Source organism: Natrinema sp. H-ect4 (assembly GCF_041894845.1).
In the GTDB taxonomy this organism is placed as follows: Archaea; Halobacteriota; Halobacteria; order Halobacteriales; family Natrialbaceae; genus Natrinema.
In genome coordinates this window covers 203816-229079 of sequence record NZ_JBHDYC010000002.1, presented here as the reverse complement: position 1 = coordinate 229079, position 25264 = coordinate 203816, and the positions used below count along the sequence as shown (strand labels likewise).

General features: G+C 62.3%; 24 protein-coding genes and 1 pseudogene. 10 read left to right on the top strand and 15 right to left on the bottom strand.

What is annotated here, in order from left to right; all coding sequences use genetic code 11:
* Positions 1 to 86: 86 nt before the first annotated feature.
* From ACEWFR_RS03990 to ACEWFR_RS03980, 3 genes are all read left to right on the top strand, one after another.
* Positions 87 to 482: a CopG family ribbon-helix-helix protein gene (locus tag ACEWFR_RS03990; RefSeq protein WP_374059816.1), complete on the top strand. Its 396-nt coding sequence runs from the start codon at positions 87 to 89 to the stop codon at positions 480 to 482.
* Positions 483 to 707: 225 nt separating this feature from the next.
* Positions 708 to 1292, top strand: a complete 585-nt coding sequence (locus ACEWFR_RS03985; RefSeq protein WP_374059815.1) for a helix-turn-helix domain-containing protein — start codon at positions 708 to 710, stop codon at positions 1290 to 1292.
* 12 nt (positions 1293 to 1304) lie between these two features.
* Complete coding sequence (locus ACEWFR_RS03980; RefSeq protein ID WP_374059814.1) at positions 1305 to 1835, top strand: hypothetical protein; 531 nt, start codon at positions 1305 to 1307, stop codon at positions 1833 to 1835.
* Positions 1836 to 1844: 9 nt separating this feature from the next.
* Here ACEWFR_RS03980 and ACEWFR_RS03975 read toward each other — a convergent pair whose 3' ends face one another.
* The 4 genes from ACEWFR_RS03975 to ACEWFR_RS03960 form a co-directional block, all read right to left on the bottom strand.
* Positions 1845 to 2855 carry a tyrosine-type recombinase/integrase gene (locus ACEWFR_RS03975; protein ID WP_374059813.1) on the bottom strand — a complete coding sequence of 337 codons (1011 nt, stop codon included), beginning with the start codon at positions 2853 to 2855 and terminating at the stop codon, positions 1845 to 1847.
* A gap of 408 nt (positions 2856 to 3263) precedes the next feature.
* Entirely contained in the window at positions 3264 to 3488 is a 225-nt protein-coding gene (locus ACEWFR_RS03970) for a hypothetical protein (protein WP_374059812.1), read from the bottom strand.
* Between the two features lie 117 nt (positions 3489 to 3605).
* Complete coding sequence (locus ACEWFR_RS03965; RefSeq protein WP_374059811.1) at positions 3606 to 4391, bottom strand: ABC transporter permease subunit; 786 nt, start codon at positions 4389 to 4391, stop codon at positions 3606 to 3608.
* Complete coding sequence (locus tag ACEWFR_RS03960) at positions 4384 to 5301, bottom strand: ATP-binding cassette domain-containing protein (protein WP_374059810.1); 918 nt, start codon at positions 5299 to 5301, stop codon at positions 4384 to 4386. Before ACEWFR_RS03960 ends, ACEWFR_RS03965 begins: the two co-directional genes overlap by 8 nt.
* Before the next feature lie 185 nt (positions 5302 to 5486).
* Between ACEWFR_RS03960 and ACEWFR_RS03955 the strand changes: the two genes are divergently transcribed.
* Positions 5487 to 5882, top strand: coding sequence for a hypothetical protein (locus ACEWFR_RS03955; RefSeq protein ID WP_374059809.1), 396 nt, complete (start codon positions 5487 to 5489; stop codon positions 5880 to 5882).
* Positions 5883 to 5903: 21 nt separating this feature from the next.
* Here ACEWFR_RS03955 and ACEWFR_RS03950 read toward each other — a convergent pair.
* Positions 5904 to 6693: pseudogene (locus ACEWFR_RS03950) on the bottom strand (SdpI family protein).
* Between ACEWFR_RS03950 and ACEWFR_RS03945 the strand changes: the two are divergent.
* Positions 6602 to 6886: a thioredoxin family protein gene (locus ACEWFR_RS03945; protein WP_374059808.1), complete on the top strand. Its 285-nt coding sequence runs from the start codon at positions 6602 to 6604 to the stop codon at positions 6884 to 6886. The pseudogene ACEWFR_RS03950 and the gene ACEWFR_RS03945 sit on opposite strands and share 92 nt — an antisense overlap.
* A 342-nt stretch (positions 6887 to 7228) precedes the next feature.
* Complete coding sequence (locus ACEWFR_RS03940; RefSeq protein ID WP_374059807.1) at positions 7229 to 7948, top strand: plastocyanin/azurin family copper-binding protein; 720 nt, start codon at positions 7229 to 7231, stop codon at positions 7946 to 7948.
* Positions 7949 to 8524: 576 nt separating this feature from the next.
* On the opposite strand, the gene ACEWFR_RS03935 is transcribed toward ACEWFR_RS03940, so the two are convergent.
* The 5 genes from ACEWFR_RS03935 to ACEWFR_RS03915 all read right to left on the bottom strand — a co-directional run bounded on the left by ACEWFR_RS03935 (position 8525) and on the right by ACEWFR_RS03915 (position 14718).
* Complete coding sequence (locus ACEWFR_RS03935) at positions 8525 to 8842, bottom strand: hypothetical protein (RefSeq protein ID WP_374059806.1); 318 nt, start codon at positions 8840 to 8842, stop codon at positions 8525 to 8527.
* A 146-nt stretch (positions 8843 to 8988) separates the two neighbouring features.
* Entirely contained in the window at positions 8989 to 10338 is a 1350-nt protein-coding gene (locus ACEWFR_RS03930; RefSeq protein ID WP_374059805.1) for a PQQ-binding-like beta-propeller repeat protein, read from the bottom strand.
* A 267-nt stretch (positions 10339 to 10605) separates the two neighbouring features.
* Positions 10606 to 11259, bottom strand: a complete 654-nt coding sequence (locus ACEWFR_RS03925) for a MaoC family dehydratase (protein ID WP_374059804.1) — start codon at positions 11257 to 11259, stop codon at positions 10606 to 10608.
* A 235-nt stretch (positions 11260 to 11494) separates the two neighbouring features.
* Positions 11495 to 12322, bottom strand: coding sequence for an alpha/beta fold hydrolase (locus tag ACEWFR_RS03920; protein ID WP_374059803.1), 828 nt, complete (start codon positions 12320 to 12322; stop codon positions 11495 to 11497).
* Positions 12323 to 12444: 122 nt separating this feature from the next.
* Positions 12445 to 14718: a VWA domain-containing protein gene (locus ACEWFR_RS03915; RefSeq protein WP_374059802.1), complete on the bottom strand. Its 2274-nt coding sequence runs from the start codon at positions 14716 to 14718 to the stop codon at positions 12445 to 12447.
* A 34-nt stretch (positions 14719 to 14752) separates the two neighbouring features.
* Between ACEWFR_RS03915 and cobN the strand changes: the two genes are divergently transcribed.
* From cobN to ACEWFR_RS03900, 3 genes are read left to right on the top strand one after another with little or no spacing between them, the layout of a single operon-like run.
* Positions 14753 to 18748 carry a cobaltochelatase subunit CobN gene (gene cobN / locus ACEWFR_RS03910; protein WP_374059801.1) on the top strand — a complete coding sequence of 1332 codons (3996 nt, stop codon included), beginning with the start codon at positions 14753 to 14755 and terminating at the stop codon, positions 18746 to 18748.
* Entirely contained in the window at positions 18741 to 19487 is a 747-nt protein-coding gene (locus tag ACEWFR_RS03905; RefSeq protein ID WP_374059800.1) for a precorrin-8X methylmutase, read from the top strand. Before cobN ends, ACEWFR_RS03905 begins: the two co-directional genes overlap by 8 nt.
* Positions 19484 to 20323, top strand: a complete 840-nt coding sequence (locus ACEWFR_RS03900; RefSeq protein WP_374059799.1) for a cobalt-precorrin-7 (C(5))-methyltransferase — start codon at positions 19484 to 19486, stop codon at positions 20321 to 20323. Before ACEWFR_RS03905 ends, ACEWFR_RS03900 begins: the two co-directional genes overlap by 4 nt.
* Positions 20324 to 20389: 66 nt before the next feature.
* Here ACEWFR_RS03900 and ACEWFR_RS03895 read toward each other — a convergent pair whose 3' ends face one another.
* The 5 genes from ACEWFR_RS03895 to ACEWFR_RS03875 form a co-directional block, all read right to left on the bottom strand.
* On the bottom strand, positions 20390 to 20611 hold the full coding sequence (locus tag ACEWFR_RS03895; protein WP_374060054.1) for a rubredoxin-like domain-containing protein: 222 nt from the start codon (positions 20609 to 20611) through the stop codon (positions 20390 to 20392).
* 116 nt (positions 20612 to 20727) lie between these two features.
* Positions 20728 to 20895 carry a hypothetical protein gene (locus ACEWFR_RS03890; RefSeq protein ID WP_176548088.1) on the bottom strand — a complete coding sequence of 56 codons (168 nt, stop codon included), beginning with the start codon at positions 20893 to 20895 and terminating at the stop codon, positions 20728 to 20730.
* Between the two features lie 89 nt (positions 20896 to 20984).
* Positions 20985 to 21863 carry an ArsR family transcriptional regulator gene (locus ACEWFR_RS03885; RefSeq protein ID WP_374060053.1) on the bottom strand — a complete coding sequence of 293 codons (879 nt, stop codon included), beginning with the start codon at positions 21861 to 21863 and terminating at the stop codon, positions 20985 to 20987.
* Positions 21864 to 21954: 91 nt separating this feature from the next.
* Entirely contained in the window at positions 21955 to 22962 is a 1008-nt protein-coding gene (locus ACEWFR_RS03880; RefSeq protein ID WP_374059798.1) for an NADP-dependent oxidoreductase, read from the bottom strand.
* Positions 22955 to 23554, bottom strand: a complete 600-nt coding sequence (locus tag ACEWFR_RS03875) for an NADPH-dependent FMN reductase (RefSeq protein ID WP_374059797.1) — start codon at positions 23552 to 23554, stop codon at positions 22955 to 22957. The genes ACEWFR_RS03880 and ACEWFR_RS03875 overlap by 8 nt, the downstream gene beginning before the upstream one ends.
* A 313-nt stretch (positions 23555 to 23867) precedes the next feature.
* Between ACEWFR_RS03875 and ACEWFR_RS03870 the strand changes: the two genes are divergently transcribed.
* A complete protein-coding gene (locus ACEWFR_RS03870; protein WP_374059796.1) occupies positions 23868 to 25184 on the top strand; it encodes a cobyrinic acid a,c-diamide synthase in 1317 nt (438 codons plus the stop codon).
* Positions 25185 to 25264 lie beyond the last annotated feature (80 nt).

Genomic DNA, 25264 nt, shown 5'->3' with positions numbered 1-25264 from the left:
TACCGACGTGAATAACGGTTGTTACTACCGAAATGGGGGAATCGTCATACGAGACTCTCTTGTAGAACCCCGACGAGCCAGTACCTATGCGAACGAGTTTCAATATTCCAGACGAAGTCGTCGAAGAGTTCGACCGAGTCTGGCAAGAGCAGGATCTCGAAAACAGATCGCGAGCGGTCCGAGAAGCGATGCTGGAGTACATCGAGTCGCACTCCCGCCTCGAAGAGACAAGCGGGCAAGTCGTCGCGCTCGTCGCGTTCGATTATCGCCACCACGAGGTGATACAGGAACTCCACGCAGTCCAGCACGAATATCAAGATGTGATCCTCAACACGAGTCATACGCACCAAGGGGAATGGTGCCTCGAATCGCTATTTTGTCGAGGGCCAGCCGAGCAGGTACGTACCCTCACCTACCGACTCCGCGACTTTGACGGTGTAAACCGGGTCAAGGTGATGGTCATCCGGGACGGCGGGGAGTGACGAACCGCCAGAACACCCGAGAGATACACTCGCTATGTTCTCTACCTGTCTATAGCACCAGATGTGAAAGACCAGAAATTTAGAGGGGTTCAACAGAGTCTTTTAGTTGATCATGAGCGGCTTCACGGTTATTGAGGACTTGCGTCCCCTCTCCACGATCATTCTCCAATTTCTACTACCCACCGTCCCCAAACGTTATTACTCAATACACGAATTATGAATTGTATGTCGAAAGCCGCCGGGGACCCCGAGCGAGCCGTCAACGGCCTCCTGTCGGTCGCCCAGCTCTTGGAAGAGCCGCGACTGGCTCGGCTCTATACGTTCATCCTTCGCGAGGGCGAACTCACCATCGACGACATCACCGATGCACTAGAAATGCCACGGACGACCGCGTATTCAGATACTGGAACGCTCGTCGATCTTGGGGTGTTGACGCGCGATGAAGAACAGAAGACACACACGTATTCGGCGGTGCCGATCACCCTTACCGCTAACCTTGACGGGGACGAATACACGGTCACCCCGACCCTCATCGAGGCTTTCGGTCGCTCGCCGCACGATCAGGATCTCGATCTCTTGATCGAAAAGCACGGCTTGGGAAAACTCGCGGCCGCACTCACGTACGCGATTCCATACGCCGAAGGCAAGATGTCGGAGCGAGTTGCTGCCCGGGAACTAGATTTCCAGCACGCCTTTGCCATCGCCGTCTTGCAAGCTCTTCGAGAAGTTGTACTCGACATGCAGACGGTCGATCCGTACTTCGACGACATTCGAAGTGCCCGCGATCAACCTTCTGAGACGGAGGGCTAGCGGGTTGCAGAGATGAGCAGGTCTTTCGACTCGTTGGAAGAGGGTGTCGTCTGGGTCGCAGATACGGGGCTGTTCGTGGCTTGTGGACGTCAACAAAACAACAAGTACACCGCACTTGAAACGTTTGCCCACCGGAATGGCCTTTCGTTCGTGATTCCGCAACGTGTGTACGATGAACTCGGTGGGGCGCCAAATCGAAGTACACCTGGTCAAACCCCGATCGACAGCGCGATTAATGCAGGTTGGGTAACGGTGGCCGGGGAGCCAGACTATGCGAACAGCATCGTGTCGCAGGTGATGGATGACGTACGAACGTATATCGCCCAATCGTCAAACCGGCGGGAAGATCAGATCGAGAAAGCAGATACCGCACTCGCGGCCGTTGCGGCAGAACGGCTTACGGGCAGTGACGTCGAGTTCGCGTGCATCGTGACGACCGACATTGACGCCGGCGAAGGTATCGTTTCGGCGCTCTCACGAAACGGGTTTGACGAGCGCGTTCAGTTCAAAAATGGGTTCGAGTTGATTGAGGAAATTGCTTGACTCGTCGCGTTATAGGTTATCGAGGTAGTCCCTCCGCTGTTCCATCCGTTCGCGCTCTGTTCGACGGTCGTAGTGCATATCGATCACTTCTTGGCTGACGTTGGCCCGATCACTGACGACTTTGTCGGGCATGTCGTTGTTCAGACTGTGCGTGATACTCCCCCAACGAATCGCGTGGGGGCTGACCGACGACGGACACTTCGAGAGGTGGTCGCGCTCGGTCGCTTCGCACTCGTCGGGGTCTCGATCGTGCGGGCACTCTCCGTCATAGCGACAGGGCTGTGTCCACCTGTAGACGTACACTCTGAGCGTCGACTTGCAGGGACGACCCTGTGCAGTCGTTAAGAGAGGCTCCCGACCGCATTCATCCGTGACGTCGCGGCGCTGGCTCTCGATCCAGTCGTCGAGGAGTTCACAAAGGTCGACCGAGAGTGCAACGAGTCGTTCGCCGTCCTGCTGGTTCTCGATGGGCGTTGCTGTCTCAGGTCGATGCCTGACTTTCAGGTACTGTTCGTCCGGGTAGTAGTCCTCAAGGTCGAGAGCGTGAACCGACCCGACGCGCATCATTGTGTGCCACATAAGCGCGATCGTGACGTGTTCGATCGACGCGTAGTGGTACTTCTCGAGTTCAGCGAGCACGCTGGTAGCGCGGTCACTGTCCAGCATTACGTCGCGGGCGTTTTGCTCGGGCGTGATGTCCGGCGAGAGAACCTTCTCGCTGAGGTCCTGTTCGACGCCATCAACGGTCTCGAGCCAGCGAATGAACACACGGAGGGTGTCCATCTGAGTTTTCTCCGAGACTGGCGAGAGGTCCCCCTCGTCTCGCCGCCAGACGCGATAGCGCTGGAGCTGCCGCCCGCTGAGGTTGTTGGGGTTCTCGATGTCCTGCTGGTCGCACCAGCGGACGAAGTGACCGAGACGGTACTCGTGAGCTTCGAGCGAAGCTTCGGCAAGTTCGTTGCCCTTGTCCGCGAGGTAGAGTTCCAACGCGGTGTCGGGTTCGATTGGTTCCAGACTCATGGTTCGTGGTGGCGATCCAGAACCTATCAAGAATCTTTTATAGATTGTGCCTCAAACGGTGGAAACCGTGAGAGGGCGATGCTTTCGTCGATCGAAAGCAAGCCTACAGCGCCCATACATTTGACGAGATATAATCCCCTGACAGCGTAGAGGTTATCGATCGAATGGGCACAGATTTGCTTTCGTTCGATGGTCGAATGGGCGAGTGGCTGTCACCGGGATTCGCGTACAGCCAAACTGGTGGCGTTTCAGAAAATCAATCGCCGATTGACGGGATTCCCTTTCCGAGTCGTGCGTTTCTGACTCTGTTGAAACCCCGGCTACAGACCCAGTGTGCCCAGGTAAGTCCAGAGCGTGAACTACACGAGTGAGAAGTCCGATAACCCGAAGGGTACGATGTAGCGACCGCTACATTGACCCGCTCCGGCCGACCTCATCACGTACAACGTAGTAGAGAATCCAAACGACCGGACCACCGGAAAATGCGCCGAGGCCCCATGCGAGTTCGTGAGAACTTCCACGGCTGTCCGCGTCTCGGTAGATGTATAATGTCATGAGAAGAGCAAGAGCGACTGCGACAAGAGTTATCAATAATTCAGTGATGCCACCAGTGCCGGAGTCTACGAGCGTCATGACGAAATATCACAATGAAATGAGATAGAGATTGGGATGACCAAGCAACCCTACTGTGCGCCCGGATACACTACAGATAGTGTCGAACTACTACGATTACACCTGAACTGAGTTCCCCTATATGTCTCGCCGCTGGAACAGTACTTGGCTTACGATGAGCAATCCCAAAAATCCAGCAAGGAGAATTCCAGCGTCCATTACTTCGTACGTGCCGTCAATGAGAACCGGTGTTGGGGAGTAGTAATGGGTTGGGCTAATGTATTGAATCCACGAGAATTCCTCCGCCGCGCCAACTGCGGACTCAACGAGCCAAAGAGCGAACATCAGCCCGATAGCAGCCCGCTCTGCAACCGCCGCCCGGTTCACGAGTACCGAGAGAACTGTTCCAATCGCAGCGCAGACAAGGAGATACGGAATCGAGAGGAGATGCGCCAACACGAGATGCATCGGATCAATCGTTTCGCCGATCGCCACCACAAGACCGTACGTGACGCCACCCACAACTACGTTCAGCAGGATAAGTGGAAGCACCATCGATGCGAATTTTTCGAGAAGTAACTGGCTCCGAGAAACCGGGAATGAGAGCAATAGATCCATTCGATCATTCTCGATGTCACTTGCGATCTTCCCCGCCGCTGAGTATGCAAAGTAGATCCCGAGCCCCACCAACCAGACGAATGTGTAAATCTGCCCCCCAAGCCATCCTTCAATCGTTCCAATCGTTTGAATGCCGAACGCTTCCCTCATCGCAGGCGGCACTGAGTCCGCGATCTGCGCGTAGGCGGATGCGTCAACGAGAGAGAAATACCAGACGATAAAGGCTACGTAGAGGCTCACACCAATCGTCAGGATCACAGTTCCTCGAAGACGGCGGCTCGTCTCATATCGCGTGGTTTCAAGCATCCGATTGCACCTCCTGGTTGGATTCTCCTGCTCTGTCTGCCCCGTAGTAGTGCATGAAGACGTCTTCGAGCGGTGGTTCACTGATGTCGATTTCACGCACGTCATGTGTCGCAAGTTCGCGGAGGAGCGTGTTGTACTCGCCAGTGTAAATGAATTGGATTCCGTCAGCGAACGTCTGCACATCACTGACCCCATCGAGTGCTGTGAGTTCAGTTCTGGCCTCGTCAGTCGTTCGGAGCCGGACACGCTTTCCCCCTTGTTCCATCAACGTCTCGACATCCTCTAATCCGACGAGTTTTCCGTCGCGGAGTATCCCAACCCGATCACAGATGCGGCGGACTTCGCTCAGCACGTGAGATGAGAAGAATAGCGTCTTTCCTCGCTCGCATTCGTTCCTGGCGAACTCGTTAAACTCCTCTTGCTTAAGCGGATCGAGGCCGGATGTCGGTTCGTCCATAATCACGAGTTCGGGATCGTGCATGAAGGCCTGGATGATGCCGAGCATGCGTTTATTCCCGGATGAATACTCCCGGATCGGACGCTCCACCGGGGGCGTGAATATATCGAGGAGTTCGTCTCGCCGGTCACCACCCTTGACGGACGCATGATAGTCTAGGACTTCTGCACCCGTCACTTCCTCGTTGAATCCGAGATGCGCCGGTAAATACCCGATTCGCTGCTTGGCGTCGATAAGCGCGCCCTCATCGTGAACATCTGCACCGAGAACAGTCGCTGTTCCAGATGTCGGTTCGAGTAATCCCAGCAGTGTTCGAATCGTTGTCGTCTTCCCTGCACCATTTGGCCCGAGGTATCCGAAGATTTCGCCAGTTTCGACGGTGAACGAGACGTCGTCGTTAGCGAGAACGTCTCCATAATCCTTCGTCAACCCGTCAAGCTCGATTACTCCCATAACTCCCTCCTTTGTATGCACTCCATTTTGTTGTATCGGAGGTTACATTCGACGTACATAGACGGAACCGTCACGAGACGGTTGTGATCTGACTACGGGGCTGGAACTGCGGCCAATCACGGGACGAAGAAAGTGGACTCAACGGAGAGATATCGTTATTCTCTCCCCCAACCTACTATCGGCTTATGACCAGAGTTGGTTTCGTTCTCGTGGGGCTCATCATGGCCCTGGTTCCAGCACGAGTTCGGGAAGCGTTCGAGCAGCTCGCCCTCAAAAATTCTGATAAGGTGAGCCCCAGGCCCTCGTTTACGCCAGCGATTAGAGCGGAAGGCGTGATTTTCGTGGTCGTGAGTGTACTGGGAGGAACGGCGTATCGTGTGTCGATGTACGTCCTTGGACTGGCCGGTGCTATTGCACTCTTCGTTCCGAAGCGGGCACTCCAGTTCAGTATGAACATCTCGTACGAAAACCCAGAGACAGTCGAATGGAAGGACGGACTCGTTCCAGTAATCCGCGGGTTCGGCGTGCTGTATCTACTTATTTCGTTGGACGAGGTCAAAAACCGCAGCCGGGAGACGTGACTGGAATTTCGCGCCAGCGGCTTACAGATCCGACCCCGTGGTCGAATCCGGTTCCCGTTCGATTTGCTCGTACAGGTAGTACGAGTATACGGCAGTAACTCCGGCCGTCAGGAGCAGCGGGACGAGAAGGAAATAAATTGCTATAGTAGCCACTGAAACGATTCACACACTGAGCGTATAGCTGTCGTTCGATCAGGTGTGCAATGACTTTCAGTGGCTACTATAGGTCGCCGAAGAAGAGCCCGACCAGTGTGAGGACGGCGGTGAGTTTGAACAGCCAACTGCCGAGGGCATGGATCCGATCCCAGACCTCGTCGCTGCTGAGCGTCCACGGTGTCCGGATACCGGCGAACCAGTTCGGCTCGGCGTGCGGGAGGAAGATACCGACGTAATAGAACAGACCAGCCGCGCCGACCAAGATTAGGGTCGTGAAGTCGAACTCGTAGCCGAGGTTGAATGCGACGATCCCAGCGTGGGCGAGGAACAGATATCCGGTGAAGATGACGACGAACCAGTCGTAGTAGGCCCGGAACTCCGCGATGTTCTCACGGAGTGGACCGATCCGAGGAATCGTGGCGAACACAACGAACAGTCCCGCCGTCAGAGCAGGAAATAGCCAGAGTGCGAGTTGCTTCGACATGGTGGTGTCCGGTTCTCCCGCTGCGTTCCAGTGCGTGACGAGGTCGGTAGGGAGCGATGGAGCTGCGAACAGGCTCACGGTGCCTGATGATACCACGAGCGCAACACAGCGGGAGAAAAACGACGGCCTCGAGGACGAATACCCCGACGTCGAGTTTCGAGAGGTCGACATCCAGAAAGATCTGGAAACAGCCGAGGAGTACGGCGTCCGGAAGACGCCGACGACACTCATCTACGCGAACGGTGAACAGACCGCTGAATTCATCGGCATTATCGACCGGAACGACCTGGAGTCGGCTATCGAGAGCGCGACCCAGCAGTCATCTGGATTCGCCCAGCGCCTCGTCGATGTCGTGCGCGGATAACGAACCAGCGACCGATTCAACTCATATGGCGAACTATAGTCGACGATAGTCGACGTCAGTTCCTGGGCATTCACATAATTCCGGCGGCAGGATTCTAACGCGGTGCTGACTAGAGAGTCTGAGCGCGGCACTTAGTGGCCTGAGAGCACAACTGGTCCGAGTAAACAGTTCATTTTCCAATTGATGACGGGAAAGCAGATTGTCCCATCGGACCCGCACCGTTAACCCTGTCCAGGAGTAATGGTCATGATGGAGTATACCATACAAAACTCGGTGTCGGGTGATTTCGATGAAGTCATTGACTGAAGAGATTGAACTCGGGGCACTCCTCCCGTGAATACTATGCCCACGCGACGACGCTTGATCGCATTCACGAGCGGAGCAATTTCGACCAGTCTGGCAGGGTGTGTAACCAACAGTAATTCACCCGCTAGTTGCACCGACGACGGCAATAGCGGCGACTCTACTGACGACGGCAATGGCGAAGGAGCTACCAGCGGTAGCGATGAGCACGATCACGAGAGCGGTCACGAGCTCGGCCATCCAGAGACGCAGATAGACGTACGGATGGAATCGGATGGCGACTGTAACCACTTCGTCCCACACGTTGTCCACATTGAGGAGGGAGGAACGGTCAGGTGGGTTCTGGAGAGTGGCGCTCACGATACGGTTAGCTACCATCCGAACAATGCTGACTTGCTCCCATCAGCGACCGAGCGGCGGATGCCGGAAGAAGCCCGCCCGTGGCGGAGTGAGTTGTATCGGACCAGGGGAGAGACGTTTGAGCGAACGTTCGAAGAGGCGGGGATTTATGACTACACCTGTACCGTCGTCGAACATGGCCATGGACCCGACCGTGGACAAGGTCCCTATGGCCATCATCAAACACACGAAGCGACGGGCATGGTCGGACGCGTGATTGTCGGCAAGCCAGAACTCGATTCTGACGCTCAGCCTGCACTCCAGTCACCCGCAGATGGACTCCCTGACGCCGCAAAACGTGAACTTGAGGGGTTCAACAAACGAACCAGGGCAGCACTAGAGCATCCCGACGAACATTGAACACGTCGATCTCAGCCAATCCAGAGACGATCTCAGATACCACCCGCTCTCTGGTAGTTCTGGGCGAACTGGGCCTACGTGACTACGTGCAGCGTTGCCACGGATGTGTCCCTACTGATCGAGTCCTCAACCGCTTTGATCGAACGTTTGTGTCTGCTGAATACGCGCTGTGGGCCGTGTTTAGACGCGAAAATTCGAGAGTAACGAGATCCACAGACCGAGAGTAGACACATAGGTCTAACTAACCGGCTTTGTGAGGTACTGATTCTCCGCTCTGAATACGCGCCCTATATTCTTGCACGGGAAGTGCTGACTTCTCGAATAGGTATTAGAAACGGCGGTTTTGAGACGATCGTATTCGGCCGCCTCACGCCTGAAAGGACGATTCGTTCGACACTCGATCCGGAGCCTGCAGGCCCCTTCGTTTTGTGGGTAGTTGGAATCCAACTTCATGCTACAACACGACCCCAAGAGAACATTGGAGAGAACCGTCTCGTCTTGGCCACGATTTCTACACACCTTTCGAACACAGCATAACTGTGGCTTGCCGAAAAATGGCCCTCCAACTGCCGCGAGTTACTCGTCGACGTCGAGCCACGACCGGATCTGTTCGGTGATAGCAGCGGCGATGGCGTCACCGATGCGATCAGCCGACTCCGAGAGGTCCCACACGTGGTCGCCACCGCGAGACACCGTCACCCAGTCGACGTAGTCGTGACGGTCCAACTCGAGCAGGAGGTCCTTGAGAACCGTTTCGTCGAGCCGGCAGCCGAGCGCGGTCTCGATCGAGTCGGTCAACTGGGTCGTCGTCGCGAGAACGCGATCCTCGGGTCCGGTATTCGCGATCGCAGGCGCGGCAGTCGGTGTCGATGGGGATGGCGGCCGATCGGTCATTCTCGGCCACTGATTGTGGTGGTGGTAGTATTAATGCCGGTGGTAGTCGCGCGTGGCTGACGTCGGGTCGAAACGGAGTCGTCGAATCGGTCGATCGCAGACTATCGCCGCCAGCCGATCACTGACTGTAGCCGCCAGTTGATCGCTCACTCGGCGTCGACGAGCTTGTAGCCGCCACCGTCGGTATCGATATCCTCGTCGGACGAGTCTTCGTCGTCTTCCGGCGGGTTCGGCGCGCGTTCGGCGTAGTAGATTGCGCCGTCGATCACGCGCGGCGTGCTCGTGACGACGCCGTCGTTGTCGACCTCCCAGATCAGCTCACCGGTGCGTTTCTCGAGCGCGTAGAGCGTCGTGTCCTTCGAGCCGACGAGCACCCGCTGGTCGCAGACGGTCGGACAGCCCGTGATCGCGAGGTCGGTTTCGAACGACCAGTGTCGCTCGCCCGATTGCGCGTCGAGCGCGTACAGGTTGCCGTCGTGGCTCCCGATGAAGACCGTGTCCAGTTCGGGATCGAGCGCCGGCCCCGACATCACCAGGTTCCCCGTCTGGAACGACCAGTCTTCGGTGCCGTCCTCGAGGTTCACCCGGTAGACGTTGTGATCCCACGAGCCGAAGTAGGCCCCACCGTCGTAGGTCGCGATCGGCCCCTTGATCTCGCTGTTGTTGTCGTCTCGGTCGTCGGTCTCGAACGACCAGGCGAACTCGAGGTCGGGGAGGTCGGAGTAACGCCATCCGTACAGATTGCCGTCGTTCGATCCACAGACCAGATGGCCAGAGTCGGGATCGATCGCTGGCGTCGAGTGCGGGTGATCCGTCGGCCGTCCCTCGGGGTCCTCCCAGACGATCGATCCGTCCGCCGCGTCGACCGCGAACGTGCTTCCCTCGGGATCGTAGTATTCGACGGCGATGACGATGGTGCCGTCGTGATAGAGCGGGCTCGAACCGATGGCGTCGCCGAGGTCGTTTCGCCACTCGATGTCGCCGGTCTCGAGGTCGATGGCGTAGAGCACGCCGTCGTACGCACCGACGTACGCGCGGCCATCGGCGATCGCTGGGGTTCCGTGGATGCCGCGGCTGTCGGTGTCCGTCCCGGTGCGCCAGCGCTCGGTGCCGTCGGCGTCGAGCGCCACGAGATATCCCGTGTCGCCGGGGAAGACGAGACCACCGTCCGGCAAGGGGACGGCGCTGGCCTTCGCGGCGCCGTGAGAGCCCGTATTGAGTCGGTCGAGCCGCCACTCCCGTTCGACCTCGCCGGGAACCGTGGCGTCAGGATAGTATCCCCACCGCTCGAGCGAGTGTCTGAACTGGGCAACACCGTCGGGAACGGTCTGCTCGAGGCCAGTGTTCACCAGTGGAATTTCGTCCGTACCGCGTTGCCCGAGACAGCCCGCGATCCCGGCGGTCGCAACCGTTGCAGTGCCGACGGCCTGGAGTATTCGGCGCCGACTGTGTGCCGTCTCGAATCGCCCGTCGACGGCACGTGAATCGTCTGTCATCGTCACGACGGTCTCACTCGAAGGGTACCAGCTTTGCGTTCTTCGCGACGAGTCTCCGTGCCGATATGCCGTCGACTGGAACCGGATATCCCATTCGACGCCAAAGCAACCGAGTCCGTCGCACTGGTTGTATCCGAACGGAGAGCGACCGCTATCCATCCTGTCGTCCCAACGCTCGGTCGCTCATATCGCTCGGCGCCCGGAGTTTCGATTGCGAAACGGGCGACCGGCGTCGACGCTACTCGTCTGCTCGCCTCGAGCGACGCGTCACTTGGTGGGCAGTTCGTTGATGATGACGACGGCTTCGCCGTCGATAACCGTCTCGTCGTCCTCGTTGACGACCGCGGTGTGCAGCCGGTAGCGATCGCTGCCGAGATCCTCGACGATCTCACACTCGGCGGTGACCGTCTCGCCGATTCGGACCGGCCCCACGAACTCGAGGTCCTGCGAGAGGTAGACGGTCACCCCGGGCAGGCGGGCCAGTGCGGCGCTGATGGTACCGGCCACGAGCGTCCCGTGGGCGATCCGGCCACCGAACTGGGTGGCTTCGGCGAACTCGGGCTCGAGGTGAAGCCGGTTCGTATCGCCGGAAACCTGTGCGAACGCGGTGACGTCCACGTCCGCGATCGGCTTGCGAAAGCGGACGTAGTCGCCGACGCCGAGGGTATCGAAGTCGTCGGTCGACCGTTCCATGACCCAGTTCTCGTCGCCGAACGCGACCTCGACGGCCGGCGTCGATGTCGTCGTGTCCACGTCCGGCTGGGTGGCGGATGCCTCGCTCGGACGTGTCAACCCCATCGCGGCGAGGAAGGCGTTGTTGGCCTCGACGTAGCTGTTAAAGACGTGTCTCGAGATATTGGCCCACTGCTCAGTTGCTGGCGCGGAGTCGACGCTGTCGGTGTCCGTACAGTGACTACTCATTGATCTAGTTCTGGGTCGGCGTGTCATTCGAGTGACCTGCCGATTCCGCACGTGGGTACCACGGTTGATGTCTTCGGGGTATCGCCAAATCATGTTGGGCTGCCAACCGTGACTCTCGTGAGTGTTGACGGGTGACCCCGGACGGCGATCGGTGTCGACTGCGACTGACACTGTACCCGTGCGAGCGATTCACCGAAGCGGTTCGGCGAATCGATCCCTGACAGGGAGTGATCGCCTACGCAGCGGGGAGTTCCTCGAGAAAGTCGGTCGCCGCCGCGTTGAACGCTCGCGACCGGTCCTGATTGACCAGGTGTCCCGACTCCGCGAGCTCGAGTTGCGTGCCGTCGGCGACGGCCGAGGCGATCTGTCGGCCCTGTCGCTTGACCAGCGGGGCCTCCTGCTCGCCGTGGACGACGAGCGTCGGCGTTTCGATGCCGGATAGCTCGGGCGGATCGTACTGGTAGAGCGCGTCGAAGATCTTCCGGAACTCGGCCGACGGGATGTCGCCGACGGTGTCGATCGCGTCGGCCCTGGTACTGGGGTCGACCGACAGCCACCGTTCTCCGGTCGTCGCCTGTATCGAATACAGCATCGAACGGAAGGTCCCCGCCGACCCCGAGACCGACAGCGACGTGGCCAGCGCGGGCATCGGCGACCAGAACGACTTCACTCCTGACGGCAGTTCCACGGGGGGCATCGATCGCACTGCCCCGCCCAGAATCGCGCCCGCCGCGTCGTCGGAACGGCGATCCAGATACTCCTGGACGACCATCGACCCCAGCGAGAGCCCACAGAGGATTGGCCGTTCGATCTCGAGTCGCGAGAGCAGTGCCTCGAGGTCGTCGGTGAAGAGGTCGATCGAGTACTGATCGGGCTCCGTCACGCCGGTGTTGCCGTGGCCCCGCACGTCGAGCGTGACGACCCGATAGTCGTCGGCGAAGTGTTCGATCTGTGGCTCCCAGGTCGTCCCGTCCATCCAGCCGCCGTGGACAAACACGAGCGGCGGCCCGTCACCGATCGTCTCGTACCAGATGGTCCCGTCGTCGAGTTCGAGTTCTGCCATACAACGACTGGGGGCCGCTCGCTCTTAGAACGCCGGGTTGCGTACCACGGTTCGAGTGGCGGGTAAAACGGGATATGGTCCGCGCTCGTCGATGTCGCTCGAAGGCACCCTTGGGATCCCCCCTATCGCTCCGTCTCGTCGGCCGCGCGGTCGGCTCCCGTTCTGACGGTCTCGGCTGACAGCGACTCGAGGGCCACCAGTTCGCCGTCGGTTTCGCTGGCGACCAGTTCCGAGAGGCCGGCGCGGGTATCGTCGCCGGCGTCGACGACGATCACTCGAGTGTCGCCCGCCGCGAGCGCTCGGGCCGCGGTTCGCGTCGCCTCGGTCGGACTCCCGTCGGCGACGTTCGCTCGCCCGTCAGTAACGAGGACGACGACCGAGGCCTCAGTGTCGGCTCGCTCGAGGACGCGTCTCGAGGTCTCGAGACCGGCCGGAAGCGGCGTTCGATCGCCCGAGGGAAGGTCCTTCAGGTGGCGGGCGGCCAGCGAGACGCTGTCGGTTGGCGGGAGCAAGACGTCGGCGTCATCGCCGGCGAAGGCGACGAAGGAAACCTGATCGCGGTGTTGGTAACTGTCGCGCAGGAGTTCGAGGACGACGCCTTTCGCAGTTCGCATCGCGGGCCGCATCGACGCGCTGGCGTCGACGGCAAAGACGATCGTCACCGACGTCTCGCCGGTGCGAACGGACTGCTGGAGGTCCCGCTTGTCGACCCGCGACTCGCCGCGGGACGCGGCCGATCGCACCGACGCCGCGGCGTCGATTGGCCCCTCGCCGGACGCGGGTTCGGTCCGGACGCGAGCGCCTCGGTTGTCCGCACTCGGTGTCGTGCTCGCCCGCGTTCCCGTTGCGCTTGCGGCCGCACTCTCCGTTCTCTCTGCGGTCGGCGTCTCGAGATCCGGTGCCCGCGCTTCGCCGATCTTCGCGCGTTGCTGGCCGGGAACGAGCGGCTGGGCGGTTTCGTCTTCGTCACCGTCATCGGACGACCCGTCCGACTCCGAGTCGCGTTCGCTCGAGTCGTCGTCCGAACTGCCATCACCGGTGTCAGCACCGGTATCGGCGGACGACCGGTTCGGTGATGTCGGCTGGTCGCCGCTCTCTGGTCGTTGCTCGGGTCCGGAGTCGTCGCCGTCCACAGCGTCGGATTCGGGATCGGTGCCGTCGCTCGAGTCGTCGCCGTCCGCACCACCGTCATCATCGCCGGATCCGTCGTCTCCGCCCACCTCGCGATCACCGTGCTCGTCTCCGTCTCCCGCTTCGGGTTCTGACTCTGAATCTCCGCCGTCACTTCCATCACCGTCGTCCGCGTCACTTCCGTCGGACTCGTTTCTCTCTCCGTCGCCCTCGTCCGGCGACTCATCGTCGAACCGGTCCTCGAGCAGGTCGTCGAGCTCCGGTTCGTCCTCGAAGGGGGTGCTCCGGAGGCGGTGGGGGAGCGCGTACGTCGCGGCCTCGTGGATATCGAGCTCGATGACGGTCTCGCGGCCCTCGAGCGCGGCCAGCGTCATGGCGGTTCGAGCCGTCGCCACGTCGCCGCGGTGGCCGTCGACGCCGGCCTCGAGGCATAGTTGGGCGATCTCCGCTTTGAAATCGGGCGGGAGATTGACGCTCGAGAGGCGCTCGCGGGCCGCAGCGAGGTCGTCACGCAGTGTCTCGACCTCGTCGGCGTACTCCGTTCGCGGATCGGGAGCGCCGCCAGCGCCGCCGTCGGCCTCGAGTGCGCGGTCGATGATCTCGACGCGGTCGTCGATCTCGCGACAGCCCTCGACGGTAGCCTGGAGGGCGAAGCGATCCCGCAGTTGGGGGCGCAGATCGCCCTCCTCGGGGTTCATCGTCCCGATCAGGGTGAAGTTCGCGGGGTGAGAGACGCTGATCCCGTCGCGCTCGACGGTGTTGACGCCGCTCGCCGCCGAGTCGAGGATCACGTCGACGAGGTGGTCGTCGAGCAGGTTGACCTCGTCGACGTAGAGGATGCCGCGGTTTGCGCGAGCCAGCAAGCCGGGATCGAAGTCGGCCTCGCCGGCCAGCGCGTCTTCGACGGAGAGGGTGCCGACGACGCGGTCTCGAGTCGCACCGAGCGGAAGCGTGACGAGCGGGACCGGTCGCGTCTCGACCGGGAGGTCGTCGGAGTCGCGTTCGCGGCACTCATCGCACTGCAGATCGGGGTCGTCGGGCGAACAGCCGTATCGGCAGTCGGCGACGGCACGCTGCTCGGGCAGGAGATCGACGAGTGCCCGAACGGCGGTCGACTTCGCGGTTCCCTTCTCGCCGACGATCAGGGCCCCGTCGAGGCCGTCGTTGGCCGCGACGGCGAGCAGCACGCGCTTCAGTTCGTCCTGTCCGACGATCGCCGGAAAGGGGAGTGACGACAGCTTTTTGCCCCCGGCGTTTGCAACCATACTTGCGCTAATACAACCAGGGTTTAAAAACACGATGACACGGATCGGGATCTACACTGCGACGGAGAACGAACTCGGCTCGATCGGGCGGGCCGCACAGCGCCTCGAGGGGGTCGAGCTGGTCGTCCGGTCGGAGAGCGACCTCGAGGACGAAGCCGATGTCGAGGAGTTCGTCGAGGAATTGCACGACGCCGCGGCGGCCATCTTCTGGCTGCACGGTGCCGAAGACAGCATGCCGGGCTACGACTACGCGACGGGCGCGCTCGAGGAAGCGGGCGTCCCGCTGATCGTCAAGGCGACTGGCGACGCCTTCGCCGTCGAGGACACGACGGTTTCGGCGGCCCACCGAGACCGCGTCTCCGACTACCTCGAGAAGGGTGGGACGATCAACACCGCAAACCTGTGTCGGTTCCTCACCGCCGAGTACGAGGGCCACGATGTCGAATACGACGGTCCCACCGAACTGCCGACGGAGGGCGTCTACCACCCGGATCACCCGGGAATCGAGTACGAGGACCTGCTCGAGACGCACGATCCCGAGAAGCCGACGGTCGCGGTCTGGTTCTACGAGTCCCACTGGACCCACGAGAACACCCGGTACGTGGACGCGCAGGTCAGAGCGCTCGAGGAGCAAGGTGCCAACGCCCTGCCGATTTTCTGTAACCCGGCGACCGACACCGACGAGCAAGAAGACGCTGAATGGGTGACCGACAATTGGCTTATCGCTGACGACGGGAATTCGATCGCCGACGCCGTGCTCTCGTCCTTTATGTTCTCCCTCTCGATGGACGAGCGGGGCCGCAGCGCCGACGACGAAGGGAGTTCTGCTGAAGACGTCTTCCTCGATCGCCTCGGCGTGCCGGTCCTCCAGACGGTCACGACGATGCGCTCGCGGTCGCGCTACGAGTCCAGCGATACGGGCGTGATGGGCTTCGAACTCGCCCTCTCGGTCGCGCTGCCGGAGTTCGACGGGAACGTGATCACGCACCCGATTTCCGGGAAGGAACGCACCGACGACGAGGCCGGCATCGGCTCCGCGCCGAAACACCACTTCCCGATCGAGGACCGGATCGACCACGCGACCCGACTCGCAGTCAACTGGGCCGAGTTGCGACACACGCCCAACGAGGAGAAGCAGGTCGCTGTCGTCCTGCACAATTACCCGCCGAGCGACGACGGGATCGGGACCGCGTTCGGTCTCGATTCGCCGGAGTCGACGGTCAATCTACTCGATGAACTAGATGAGCGTGGGTACGACCTGGGTAGCGAGGCGCGAAGCGCCTCGGAAGTGTCGAGCGGGGAGCGGTGCGATCCACGAGACGACGAGATGCCGAAAGACGGGCAAACGTTAGTGGAGAAACTGACCGCACAGCTCACGCTCGAGGACCGCTGGGTCGCACCCGAAGACGTCCGCGACCTCTCGGTCGACGTCGTTTCACCGGACACGTACGAGCAGTGGTTCGCCGACGCCGACGACCGATTTCAGTCGAACATCGTAGAGGAATGGGGCGACCCACCCGACCGCCCGTTCGCGATTCCGGGCGTCGAGTTCGGGAACGTCCTCGTCACCGTCCAGCCCCCGCGCGGGTTCGGGATGGATCCCTCGAAGGTCTATCACGACTCGAACCTGCAGCCACCACACGACTACTACGCCTTCTACGGCTGGCTGCGCAACAGCTTCGAGACCGACGCGATAGTCCATCTGGGGACCCACGGCAGTCTCGAGTGGCTCCCCGGCAAGACCGTCGGACTCAACGGCGAGAGCGCACCGGATCAGCTGATCGACGATATCCCGAACGTCTACCCGTACATCGTCAATAACCCCGGCGAGGGGACCCAGGCCAAGCGCCGCTCCTACGCCGCGATCGTCGACTACCTCACGCCCGTCATGCGAAACGCCGGAACGTACGACGAACTCTCGGAACTCGAGGAACTCGCCAACCAGTACCGCGAGGCCGGGATGGAGGACGCCCGCGCCGACGACGGCGAGCACCTCGCAGACCTCATGCGCGAGAAAGTCGAGCAACTGGATCTCGCCGTCGAGTTGGGTATCACGGGCACGATTGACGAGAAGGCCGATGTTCGCGGGCCCGACGAGGCCGGCTCGACGCTCGAGGAAGGCGATGTCGAGGGCGACGAGGTCGATATCGACGAACTGGTCGAACGGATCCACGAGTACCTGACCGACGTGAAGACGACCCAGATTCGGCTGGGGCTGCACACCATGTCCGAGCCGCCGGAGGGCGAGCGCCTGACCGAGTATCTGGTCGCACTCACTCGGCTCGAGAACCCCGGTGCGCCGAGCCTTCGCGAGAGCGTCGCCGGCGCGCTGGGCGTCGACTACGAGAAGATGCTGAACGCGCCCGGTGAGTACGACGACGACCTCGGGATGACCTACGCCGAGGCCGCGGATATCGTCTACGAGACCAGCGTCGACCTGATCGAGACGCTCGCGGAACACGACTTCGACGTGCCGAAATCGGAGCGCGAGGCGCGCGCGATTCGGAACGAATCGCGAGGCGAAGGCGGTGAAACCGCTGGAGTGCCGGACGACGAGGTCAACATGAACCTACTCGTCGTCGACCTCGAGACGATCGGTGACGGCCGCGCGAAATCCGGCGCACACAACGATCTCCGGAAGGCCCTCGCGTACATCTGCGAGGAGGCCCAGCCCCGGGTGCAGGGGGCCGAAGACGAGATTCCCAGAACCGCCGACGCCCTCTCAGGCGAGTACGTGCCGCCGGGGGGCTCCGGCGCGCCGACTCGCGGCGGCGTCGACCTGCTGCCGACCGCGCGGAACTTCTACACGCTCGACCCGCGCAAGGTGCCGGCGAAGGCAGCCTGGCAGGTTGGAAGTGAGGTCGCGGAGGGCGTGCTCGAGCGCCACCACAGCGAAAACGACGAGTATCCCGAGGAGATCGGCGTCGTCGCCTGGGGAACGCCGACCGTACGCACCCGCGGCGAGACCATCGCCCAAGTGCTCGCGATGATGGGTGTCGAGCCGCAGTGGACGGACGCCGGTCGGATCGACGACGTCGAACCGATACCGCTCGAGGAACTGGATCGACCCCGAATCGACGTGACGACGCGCGTCTCCGGTCTCTTTCGGGATGCGTTCCCGGCGGCTGCGGGCGTCATCCACGACGCCGTCAACGCCGTCGTCGACCTCGACGAGCCCCTCGAGATGAACTACATCAAAAAGCACGTCGAGGCCGAACAGGCGGACCTCGAGGAGAAGGAAGGTCTCGACGAATCGGACGCTCGGAAGGCAGCAAAGCATCGGGTCTTCACGACCCGCCCCGGCGGCTATGGTGCCGGGACGAACAAGGCCGTCGACGAGGGCAACTGGGACGACCGCTCGGACCTCGCCGAGGTGTACATCCAGTGGGGCGGCTACGCCATGGGCTCGAGAGGCCGCGTCTCGGACGCCCACGCATCCTTCGAGCGCCGGCTCTCTTCCGTCGACGCGACGGTCAAGATCGAGGACACGATGGAGCAAGACGAGTTCGACTCCTCGGACTGGTACGCCTTCCACGGCGGCTTCATCTCCGCCGTGAGCGAGATTTCGGGTGAGGAGCCCGCCTCCTACGTCGGCGACTCCTCGGACCCGGACAACGTCGATGTCTACACCAATGAGGAGAAAGTTCGCAAGGCGATGCGTTCCCGCGTCCTCAATCCGGACTGGCTCGAGTCCATGGAGGAACACGGCTATAAGGGTGCGGGCGACCTCTCGACGACGGTCGACGTGACGCTGGGCTGGGACGCGACAACCGGCGTCGTCTCGGACACGCTGTGGGAGGAGGTCGCCGAGAAGTTCGCCTTCGACGAGGATCGCCAGGACTGGATGCGTGACGTGAACCCGTGGGCGCTCGAGTCCATCACGGATACCCTGCTCGAGGCCATCGAGCGGGACCTCTGGGACGCCGACGACGAAACGATCGATCGGCTTCGAGACCTGAACCTCGAGGTGGAAGGCGACCTCGAGGCGCGGACGACCAACGAGGCTGTGAGTGTGACCACTGATGACTGAACAAGAATTCGAAGCGGAGTACGCCGATCTGGGTGCAACGACGCAGAACGCGATGGACATCGCGGAGACGAGCATGGACATCGTCCGGCAGTTCGTGCCGGATGAGACTCTTGGAGACCGCATCCGACAAAAGGCGGTCCATTCAATGGGCGACATTGAATTCCAGCACTTGATCGAGTTCACCGGCAGCGACGAACTCGGCGACGACGAGGACGCGCCGGTCCGGGCCGGCGCTCGAGCCGTCCTCGAGGAGGCGACCATCGTCACGGACATCACGATGTCCAAAGCCGGAATCACCGGCCGCGGGCACAACTGCGAGAAGCGCAAGGCGATCGGGAACGGGGCTGAACTGGCCGAGGAAACGGGGATGACCCGGACCGCGGCCTCGGTGCTCGAGCTCGATAAGCAGGGCGTCTACGACGGCGCGATCGCGACGATCGGCAACGCGCCGACGGCCGCCTTCGCGCTGGCGGACTGCATCGAGGACGGCACCCGGCCGGCCGCCATCGTCGCGACCCCCGTCGGCTTCGTCAAGGCAGAAGAGAGTCGCCAGCGCATCCGCGAAGTCAGCGAAGAATACGATGTGCCGGCGATCACCAACGTCGGCCGCCGCGGCGGCAGCGGACTGGCGGCGGCGCTGACGAACGAACTGATTCACGTCGCGAAAGACGTCCGGACCGACGAAATCGACCTCGAGCTCGACGCCGAAACGCGAGCCGCGGACGGCCGGAACCGATGAGTGGCGAGTACGACCTCGATTCGGGACCGGATCCGGCGACGTTCGCCGCGGGAGCGGCCGAACCGGACATCGATGAAGAGACGGACAACCCGGTCTACGCCGTTGGCGTCGGGCCGGGGAACCCCGAATATCTCACCCCGCGGGGCGAGCGCGCGATCCGCGAGGCGGACGTCGTCGTCGGCTTCACGACGGTCGTGGAGTTCGTCGAGGACGAGACGGACGCCGACCTGCTGACCTGTGGCTACAAAGACGAGGCCGAGGCGCTCGAGGAGTTCGGCGAGCGCGTCGCTGCCGGCGAGTCGGGGACTGCGGTTGCGATGGGTGATCCGAACCACTCGGGCTACCAGTTCGTCGGCAAAGTGCAGGACGCCGTGGAACGGAGTTCCACGAGCCCTGACTCGCAGGCTCGTCAGGATGCAGTCGAGCACGGGGATCCCGATATCCCGGTCCGCGTGATTCCGGGTATCTCATCGATCCAGCTGGCCGCCAGTCGCGCCCGGACGCCGATGGAGGACACCGAGTTCGTCACGCTGCACAAGAGCGGCGACCTCGAGTCGGACATGGACCGTCTCGCCGCCGTAGCGACGGAAGACGAACGACACCTGCTGGTCCTCCCCCGACCCTACGACCGGATGCCCGGCGATATCGCGAAATTTTTGCTCGAGGCGGGGGCTGAACCCGACCTCGAGGCGCTGGTGCTCGAGAAGCTGACCCACGACGACGAGCGGATCCACCGGTTCACGCTCGGGGAACTGGCAGAACACGCCGGGGGGAACGGGAAAGACGACACGCCGTTTTCGGATCTGGTTGTGCTCGCGGTGCGACAGCCGGTATAACGGTCGCGTCGTCGTCTCGCCGCGGCCCGGTTCGAGACGGCCCCGTTCTCGAGCGCCGGGCGACCGTCAGTCGGCAACCCAGTAGTACAGTTCCTCCCGCGGTGCGGCGCACCCGGGACACGCCTCCGGCAGCTCTCCCTCGAGCCGTCCCATCTCGCCGCAGGACCGACAGCGCCACATGGTGTACCCGCGGCTCTCGGGCTCCTGGGCCTCGCCGATCGGGATCTCGGTCTCGTCTTTGTTACGCAGTTCGTCCGCGCTCGACGGGTGGTCGGTTTCGGGCTGCATCACGATCGTTCGTACACACCATGGTATGTTAAATCATACCGTGGATGGGGCTAGACATCGCTCGAGGTCGGAACTCAGAGACGACCTGTGGCATCGAAAATCGACTGTGAATGGTTCTATTCGTCCCCTTCGTACTCGCGCAGTACCGACGAGACGGTGTTCGACACTTCCTCGAGCGCGACGGCGTTGGTCTTCCTGAGAGTATCGTCGTCCTGTGCCTGACCCAGGTGACGAAGCGCCTCGCGGAGGTGCCGTTCGGTGTCGGTTCCGTTTGCTTCACTCATAGTTTGAGGGGGCGGTCGTAACCGATTCGAGCGGTTAAGTTCGTCGGTGGTCCGAACCCTCACTCGAGGGCGTCCGGACGGCCGACGGCTCACAGTCGCTGCGTCTCGATGACGGACAACTCGCCGTCGAGCGTACTCTCGAGCGTGTCGTCCTCGAGCGGAATCGACACGGCGATTCGCCAGGGATCCGTCGATCGGACGGTCGTGTACTCGTCGCTAACGCACCAGTCGAACTGCCAGTACCGCGCAGACTCGAGGTCGATGCCGTGATCGCGATAGAACGCGACGACAGCGGACTGGTCGAGCAGTGCGAGCCCGACTGTCGAACAGCGACTGTGGTGGCACTGTTCACAGGTATACACCGCCTGAAGGTCGACATCGAGACAGCAGTCGCCCTCACGGACGAGTTCGGTCCGCATTCGGCCGCTACACGCCGGACAGACGCCGTCCGTGGCGAGACAGTGTAGACGGCGGACGCGACGATCGAACGCGGTGAGAATCTCATCGCGGGTCCGGTCGAGGAGGCCGCCGGGCGGAAACGAGTACTCTCCGTGTGTCCGTCCGCAAGCGGGACAGTCGATGGCGAGTCGTTCGTCGTCGTAGCTCGCTCGTAGCGGCGACCCACACTGGGTGCAGTCGTCGCCGGTCTCGAACGGCTCGAGGTGAGGGTGAGCGTTGAACGACCCGGCGACGATCGCGCGGACGACGTGCTCGCCGGCCGTTCGGAGTTCGTAGCCGGCGTCGGTCTTCCGAACGAACTGTCCGGTGAGCCGCTTCAGGTGATAGTTGAACTGCGGGCTCGTGTCGGTCTCGACGGTTTCGTAGAGCCGCGAGAACGGTACTGGCGTGTCGTCGGCGTTCCAGAGGGCCTCGAGAATCGCGACCCTCGTTTCGTCGCCGATGAGGGAGAACGCCTCGGCAGGACGGAGACAGTGCTCCGACTCCTGAGCGCGTATCACTGCCTCCATTCGATTCATGATCGGACTGAGTGCGGGAAGCCGCTAAAGTGTTTCTTTTCAGCTACTTTCGGCCGTCATGCAGCGCGGACCGGAGGTGGGCTCACGTCGATCGGTCACCGCCGACCGTGAGGACGAGTTTCCCGCGGACGTGGCCGTCTTCGCTCTCCTGGTGAGCAGTGGCGGCATCGGAGAGCGGGTAGCTTCCGCTAACCGTTGTCCGGAGATGGTCGTCCTCGACGAGCGAACAGAGGGCCGCGAGCGTCGTCGCATCCGGCTCGACGCTGAACCAGTCGACGGTCGCGTTGTGCTCCCGCCGAGCCGTCTCGCTCACCGCCTCGGACGGCGGTTCCGGAAGCGTCACGATGCGACCACCGTCGGCCAGCACGGGTATCGATCGCTCGAGCGTGTCGCCGCCGACTGCGTCGAGTACGAGATCGACGGGGTTGACGACACGCTCGAACTGCTCTTCCCGATAGTTCACGAATTCGTCGACGCCGAGTTCCCGGAGGTATGCCTCGTTCTCGCTGGATGCAGTGCCGACGACGTGTGCCCCGGCGTGGGCCGCAAGCTGGACGGCCACGTGGCCGACGCCGCCGGCAGCGGCGTGGACGAGCACACGCTGACCGTCGCGGAGCGCTCCCGCGTCGAAGAGGGCACGCCACGCGGTGAGACCGACCATCGGAAGTCCGGCGGCCTCCGTGTGGCTGAGCGGTGCCGGCTTGGTGACGACCTCGTCCGCCGAGACGGCCGCATATTCGGCATAGGCTTCCCCCGGATCAGGCATCCCCACGAGACCGTAAACCTCGTCGCCGGGCCCGAATTCGGACACGTCCGGCCCGACCGTCTCGACGATGCCCGACAGATCCCAGCCGAGAATGGACGGCAGCGACGGTGAGAGCGCCTCGTCGGTGTAACCCTCGCGGATCATCCAGTCGATGGGGTTGACACCGGCGGCGCGAACGCGAACGAGCAGTTCGTCATCGCTGGGTTCGGGCCGGGGGACCGTCTCCGCCCTCAACACGTCCGAACCGCCGTGTTCGTGGATCCGAATCGCTCGCATTGCTCTCGCGCCCGACTGGTCGGCTGTCGATACGCTGTGTTCAGTCATCGGCCTCGGACTCCGTTTCTGTCGCCGTCCCTCGGGAGACCGTCTCGGGATAGCGCGACACGTCGGCGTACGCGACGAGGTCGCGGCCGAGCTGGCGGACCCGTTCGGCGACCGCTTCGTCGGCGATCTCCTCGTCGGTAATCATCGTGCGGGCGTTCGGGACAGCAACATCGGTCGGCAGCGGCCACGCGTGCAGCGTCCGGCTGACGGTCCGGAGATGTGCGATCGCCGATCCCGGAAACTCGCCGCCGGCCACCTCGAGCAAGCCGACGGTCGTTCCGGCGAACTCCTCGCGACGACAGTAGTCGAGGGCGTCCTTCAGCGATCCGGTGTACGATCCGTGATAGTTGGGCGTCCCGAGCGCGACGCTATCCGCGTCGTCGATCGTCGCTCGGAGGCGGTCGGCGTCCGGCGGCTCCGACTCAACGGCGTGCAGGCTCGGCAACTCGTACGATCGGAGATCGACGAGTTCCGTCGTCGCTCCCGTCTTCCGTGCGGTTTCGAGCAGCGATTCGAGGAGGACCTTCGTTCTGCTCTCGTCGCGCAAACTGCCACAGAGTGCGACGACGTGGGGCATGGATTCCCGTGTCATCACGGTCAGATACGACACCGGCGTGCTAAAACAGTCGCCAAAACGACGTTTTGTAACTCGATTTCCAAAACACGACTTTTGTGTCTGATGTGATAGTATGTCGCTTGGAGCGAGTGTCGCTGGCCATCTGTCCGGGCCCCCAATCCGATCAGTGCGGATCGTCGCTGCGATGAGCGGTGATCTGACCGGTCGGTGCCACCGATGGATTCAAGTTCAGTTGTTCTAATCCAAATGTAGTGATGAACGACCTCGAGACGACGACCCGATACGAACGGATCGCCGGAGCGGCGGATCAGATCCCGGGACGCAGACCATGAAGGGATTCGTCCTCGGCGGCGTCAGTTCCGGCGTCGGAAAAACGGTCGCGACGCTGTCGATTCTGCAGGCACTTGAGGACGCTGGCTACGAGGTCCAGCCAGCCAAGGCGGGCCCGGACTTCATCGATCCGAGCCACCACGAGGCGATCGCGGGCCGCCCCTCCCGAACACTCGACCTGTGGCTCTGCGGCGCGGACGGTCTCCGCCGGAATTACCGGCGCGGCGAGGGCGACGTCTGCGTCGTCGAGGGCGTGATGGGGCTCTACGACGGCGACGGCTCGAGCACCGCGATGGTCGCCGAAGCGCTCGACGTTCCCGTCGTCCTCGTGGTCGACGCCAAGGCCGGTATGGAGAGCGTCGCGGCGACCGCGCTGGGATTTCGCGAGTACGCCGCGACGATCGGCCGCGACATCGAGGTCGCGGGCGTCATTGCCCAGCGGGCCCACGGCGGCCGCCACGAGCAGGGGATCCGCGATGCGCTACCCGATGACCTCGAGTTCTTCGGCCGGATCCCGCCAAACGACGACCTCGAGATTCCCGATCGGCACCTCGGCCTCGAGATGGGCGAGGAGGCGGCGCTGCCGACCGCGGCGGTACGGGAGGCTGCCGAATCGCTCGAGGCCGACCGGCTGGCCGCCGTCGCGAGCGAGCCGCCGGCCCCCGAGACGGCATCGGCGAGGGCCACGAGCGCGGAGCCGGTCGACGCTACCGTCGCCGTCGCCAGCGACGCGGCGTTCTGTTTCCGGTATCCGGCGACCATCGAACGGTTCCGCGAGCGAGCTGACACCGTCGCGTTCTCGCCGGTCGCAGGCGATGCTGTCCCGGACGCGGATGCTGTCTATCTGCCCGGCGGCTACCCCGAACTCCACGCCGCGGAACTCGAGTCGGCGGGCACCCTCTCGGAGCTCGGTGACCTCGCGGCTGATGGGATGCCGGTACTCGGCGAGTGCGGTGGCCTGATGGCGATGAGCCAGTCGCTGACGACCGCCGAAGGCGAACAGGGCGAGATGGCCGGCATTCTCCCTGCAGACGTTACCATGCACGACCGCTATCAGGCGCTCGATCACGTCGAACTCGAGGCCACCGAGGAGACGCTGACGGCGAACGCTGACGAGACGATCCGCGGTCACGAGTTCCATTACTCGAGCGCGGCGGTCGACGACGACGCCCGATTCGCCTTCGAGACGGTTCGCGGTGACGGCATCGACGGCAACCACGACGGATTGACCGAGTACGAGTCGCTGGGCACCTACGTTCACGTCCATCCAGAGAGCGGGGCGTTCGATCGATTCCTTGAGTCGATCGCGAACTGAGCCCGTTCCAACGAGACGACGCTCGAACGTTCGTTCACACGTTCTGAAACGAGAGTCACGTCATTAACACGAATCGGCAC